Source organism: Bacillus sp. 05T31 (assembly GCF_056396725.1).
This window is the reverse complement of record NZ_JBFTMA010000484.1, coordinates 1-4,532: the sequence shown is the minus strand read 5'-3', so window position 1 is coordinate 4,532 and position 4,532 is coordinate 1. Positions and strand designations below refer to the sequence as shown.

The following is a 4,532-nucleotide window of genomic DNA, read 5'->3' as shown; positions in this document are numbered from 1 at the left end:
GGTGTAAATTTGTCAATTTTAGTGTAAAAAGTTACTTTTTTTCTTTTTGTTTTCAGATTGTGAGTAAATAAAAAAGTGATAAAATTTTTCAGGAAACGAAAGAGAACATAGTGAAATTATGTTCTCTTTYGCTTTTTTTAGTTAAAATGRGGTGTRCATAACAAGGATATTTTAARTGGAGTGYTATATTTGGGAATTCTTATCATAGTAGGATGTCTATTAATAGGCATCTTTTTTATTGGTCTAAGTATTTATAGGTTTGTAAAAGAATTAAAAGAAAAAGATTCAAAAAAAGATAAATGGACAGTATTGGCACAAAATATTTTAGAGCTATTTTGTGATCCGCTGCACGGAGCACCGTTCTACTTTTTAATTGGTGCGCTCTTTTTTGTAGTTGGGCTTTTATTTCTCTCTATGGGAATGGGCTGGGTTGAAAYTGATTAGTTRGCGCTAGAGMATYAATTATATACAAGTATGTAAGAGGTATATTAGTGAAAATATTTCATTATTAAATCAGTGGGAGAAGAAATATCGAATTTTTCCTGGATATATGAATGTGTTTGTAGAGTATGGGAGTGTAAATGATTTTCCATATTTATCAGATAGAGAGAAAAAAGAATTAGCCCTTCAAATCGTTCATACTGAAATGAAGAGTTTAGCTGTGGAATGTGATTGGGATATAGAGATGTTAGAAAAAGCATACAATAAGGTACTGGATTTGGATTATAAAAATGAACTTGTATATATAAAGAAGAGTAGTCCGAATAAAAAATATGTATGTAGTATAATTTGGCAGTATGAAGTGGCTTATGCTGATATGTACTTAGAAATAAGGGAGTATAGAACGAGACGGTTAATCAAAAAGGAAAAGCTTATGAGAGAAGAAGATATGTATAAAATGTTTAATCATATTAGTGACGTGGCTTGGAAGTTAAACCATAAAGTGATGTTGATGAACGACAAAGGAAAAACTATGTGGATATTAACCTTTTTAGAGAAAAACAATCCAGCTAGTTTAGTTTGGAAGATTGAAAGAATTGAGGAAAGTTGATAAAAAAGAGCTTGCCTTGTTCAATGCCTTGTTCAATGCCTTGTTCAATGCCTTGTTCAATGCCTTGTTCAATGCCTTGTTCAATGCCTTTTTCAATCCCTTTTTTTATTCCTTTTTTTATTCCTTGTTCCATTCCTCTTTTTATTCCTTCTGTCTCTGCGTGGGCGAATTTTGCTGCTTCATCCATTAAAACTTTCTCCCTTGCGTCATAGGCTTGTCGGAAAGAAGAATCTTGACTCATACGTTCCCATTTATTYATGGCTTTTTGTAAAATAGGATCTTGGTTCATAGCAATATCCTCCAATGTTTTAGTTAAGTGCTCATCCTCATTTGCTGAAAGTAATAAAAGCCAACGAACAAATGGATCTTTCCACGGATTTACTTTTTCTTCATGCCATTGTTCTGTTAACTTTGGGATTTCTACAATGTGAATTTCTATGTCGTCACTTAGGAGTTTCTGTTGTTGTGCATTCCATAATATACTCGTTGAATGGAAGGCGTTTTGTTCTGAAAACATTATGAAGTTTAATAAATTTATGGTGATGGTTTTATGCAGTGAGCTATATGGCATGCCCTTTTGTAATTGGGATGTGTATAATTTTCCCCAATAATATAAACTACGTTTTATCATATCGTGATTATTATTGAGCTGTATTTCTACATTTACTTTTGTTCCTGTGTTTAATGTCGCTGAAATGTCTAAAATAGATAACTTATCCTCTTCATATTCCCGATGTAAATGTGGATCTTCTAGTTGTAGAGAAGCAATGGGCGACTCTAAAGACTCTTGTAACATAGCGTTTAAAAATGCAATTAGAATATCTTCACTCTCATTCGTACCAAACAATTGTTTAAATGCAAAATCAATGCGTAAATTAACTAACTGTTGGTTGAACACAGCTTTTCCTCTCCCTTGTATCAGGTTGTTTCTTTCTTTCATTGTACCTAAAAAGAACTAGGCCATGCAAACAGACCCTTCTGCTATTTTGTTAGTAGTATTATTAGAAAATGAAAGGCAAGTATGTCTATGTTATACTCTAGTGAAATTGAATTTTTTCAATCAGTAGCTGCTACAATAGAGAAGAAAGATCCAAGTGTTATTGTGAATAAGGATTCTAATACACATTGGAAAAATTGGATGGATTTTGAGTGTGAATGAAATTCAAAGGATAGGAGAACTCATAATAGATGAAAAGAAGAAGAAAGTCCGGAGAAAAGATACAAATGAACCGATTTACATTCCCTTTATGTTACGGAAGTGAAGCACCATCTTATTACTACGAGGTAGCGGCTCATGAAAGAGAGGGACGCTTCCATTTAACATCAGATCTTTGTGTAATGGACGATGAACATTATTTTATTAGAGGCTGTTTAGAGATTCCTATAATTGATTACCACGAAAATTTCATCTGGACTGTGTGGGTATCACTTAGTAAAGAAAGTTATGATAAAGTACTAGAAGAGTGGGATGAGAGAGGACGAGAGAATAGTGATCCTCATTTTGGCTGGTTATCTGTAGAAATACCAGTTTATCCAGAAACACTAAATTTAAAGACAAATGTACATATAAGAGAAGTTGGAATGGCACCGTATGTTGAATTAGAGCCAACCGATCACCCTTTAGCGATAGAACAAAGAAATGGAATTACTTTAGAGAGAGTTAAAGAAATACAAGAAATTATACAACGATATAATTAGATTAGAAGAAAAAAACGAGTGATATCACTCGTTTTTTTCATTACACAACATTAGGATTATAAATCATCGTAAAGTGCCCTTGTAACAACTCAATATGACACGGTGTATGTAGAGAGCTTTCACCATCTGTATCTACTTCTTTTTCTTCTTCTGTTTCAATATGAATGGATTTCGCTTTGACGTGGAAGATGTCATTTTCATTTGAGTCTTCAAATAGTTTCTTTCCGATATAATCTTTAAACGCTTGAATGCCTGTTGATTTGACTACGAAAATATCAAGTGTTCCGTCATCACATTTTACGTTCGGAATAAAGGATGGGATACCCCCGAGATATTCACCGTTTCCAACCATAACAAGGACAGCTTCRTCTTCATAYACTTGTCCGTCGTAAGTWATTTTTACTGGGAATGKTTCAGCATTTTTWACAGTTCGAATGGTGCTTAAATAGTAACCAATTTTACCAAGCTTTGCTTTCTCTTCTGCATCAATATTGTTTGATACTTCAGATACGAGTCCAATGCCCCAGAAGTTTAAGAAGTGCTGTCCGTTTGCTTTTGCGACATCAATTGGTTTTACATGTCCTTTTGTAATGAGTTTTGCTGCTTCTGCAATATTTTGCGGAACACCAAGTGTGCGAGAGAAGTCGTTGCAAGTTCCGCCTGGAATGATTGCAAGTGTAGGTCTAGTTTCAAGAGGGGCTAAGCCGTTTGTGCATTCAAATACAGTTCCATCACCACCAAAGACGATAATTAAATCTACTTTACTAGCAAACTCCTGACAATATTTTGTTGCATCACCTTGTTTTTTCGTATGAAGGATATGTAGGTCAGGAAAAGCTGCGGCAAGAGGTGGTACGATTTTTGTTAAGTTCGTATGTAAATCGCCTTGTCCTGCTTTCGGATTTACGATGAGGAGTACTTTTTTAAATTTTGTCTTTGTCATTCTTCATCTCTCCCTTTGTTTTTATAAATTACGATAGAAATAAAACTTCCACCAATAATGCATGGAAGCTTATTTGATCCCGCTATTTGTGGGCCGATAATCATTGGGGATGGACAAAAACCCCACTGATTAAGGTTTCACTTTATTATATTATTCCGTTACAACTGAAGCGATAAATGGTAAGTTACGATATTTTTCTGCGCAGTCGATACCGTAACCAACGATAAATTCGTCTGGAATTTGGAAGCCAACATATTCAGCTTTTAAGTCCACTTTACGACGCTCAGGTTTATCAAGTAACGTACAGAATTTCAATGCTTTTGGTTTATGCATGAAGAAGTGATCTTTTAAGAAGTGAAGTGTTAAACCAGAATCGATAATGTCTTCTACGACAATTACGTTTTTTCCAGTAATGTTTACATCGATATCTTTTAATAGTTTTACTTTTCCAGTTGTTTCTGTTTGATTTCCGTAGCTAGATGCAGAGATAAAGTCGATAGTTACTTCGTTTTTAATATGACGAATTAAATCAGCAGCGAATACGAAAGATCCTTTTAATACAGCGATTACTACGATTTCTTCTCCTTCAAAATCACGTTCGATTTGAAGCGCTAGTTCTTTTACTTTTTCTTGTAATTGTTCTTCAGAAATTAAAGTGTCTTTTATTTCAATTTTCATTTGAATCCTCCTACAGTGCAAAACTTGTGAACATTTCGACTGTAAAGGATAGAAAGGAAAAAGTCAAAGAAGATATAAGGTTTTTACAGAAATCCCCACAAAATAATCAGATGATATGATATACTGATTATGTTAAGAAAACGCTTCCATAAAGGGTGATTA

General features: G+C 33.9%; 7 protein-coding genes. 4 read left to right on the top strand and 3 right to left on the bottom strand.

Annotation, left to right across the window (positions count from 1 at the left end):
- Positions 1–189: 189 nt before the first annotated feature.
- Entirely contained in the window at positions 190–444 is a 255-nt protein-coding gene (locus AC1DJR_RS22470; RefSeq protein WP_477003540.1) for a hypothetical protein, read from the top strand.
- 13 nt (positions 445–457) lie between these two features.
- Complete coding sequence (locus AC1DJR_RS22465; protein WP_429686638.1) at positions 458–1,051, top strand: hypothetical protein; 594 nt, start codon at positions 458–460, stop codon at positions 1,049–1,051.
- Here AC1DJR_RS22465 and AC1DJR_RS22460 read toward each other — a convergent pair.
- Complete coding sequence (locus AC1DJR_RS22460; protein ID WP_477003539.1) at positions 1,011–1,949, bottom strand: Rpn family recombination-promoting nuclease/putative transposase; 939 nt, start codon at positions 1,947–1,949, stop codon at positions 1,011–1,013. The two genes, AC1DJR_RS22465 and AC1DJR_RS22460, sit on opposite strands and share 41 nt — an antisense overlap.
- A 123-nt stretch (positions 1,950–2,072) precedes the next feature.
- Here AC1DJR_RS22460 and AC1DJR_RS22455 point away from each other — a divergent pair, with 123 nt between their 5' ends.
- Both AC1DJR_RS22455 and AC1DJR_RS22450 read left to right on the top strand, forming a co-directional pair.
- A complete protein-coding gene (locus AC1DJR_RS22455) occupies positions 2,073–2,210 on the top strand; it encodes a DUF7003 family protein (protein WP_002167499.1) in 138 nt (45 codons plus the stop codon).
- A 29-nt stretch (positions 2,211–2,239) separates the two neighbouring features.
- Positions 2,240–2,749: a DUF2199 domain-containing protein gene (locus AC1DJR_RS22450; protein WP_429686572.1), complete on the top strand. Its 510-nt coding sequence runs from the start codon at positions 2,240–2,242 to the stop codon at positions 2,747–2,749.
- Between the two features lie 40 nt (positions 2,750–2,789).
- Here the strand turns inward: AC1DJR_RS22450 and AC1DJR_RS22445 are convergent, their stop codons facing one another.
- Positions 2,790–3,692, bottom strand: coding sequence for a diacylglycerol/lipid kinase family protein (locus tag AC1DJR_RS22445; protein WP_477003538.1), 903 nt, complete (start codon positions 3,690–3,692; stop codon positions 2,790–2,792).
- A gap of 150 nt (positions 3,693–3,842) precedes the next feature.
- Positions 3,843–4,370: a hypoxanthine phosphoribosyltransferase gene (gene hpt / locus AC1DJR_RS22440; RefSeq protein WP_000687586.1), complete on the bottom strand. Its 528-nt coding sequence runs from the start codon at positions 4,368–4,370 to the stop codon at positions 3,843–3,845.
- Positions 4,371–4,532: the final 162 nt, after the last annotated feature.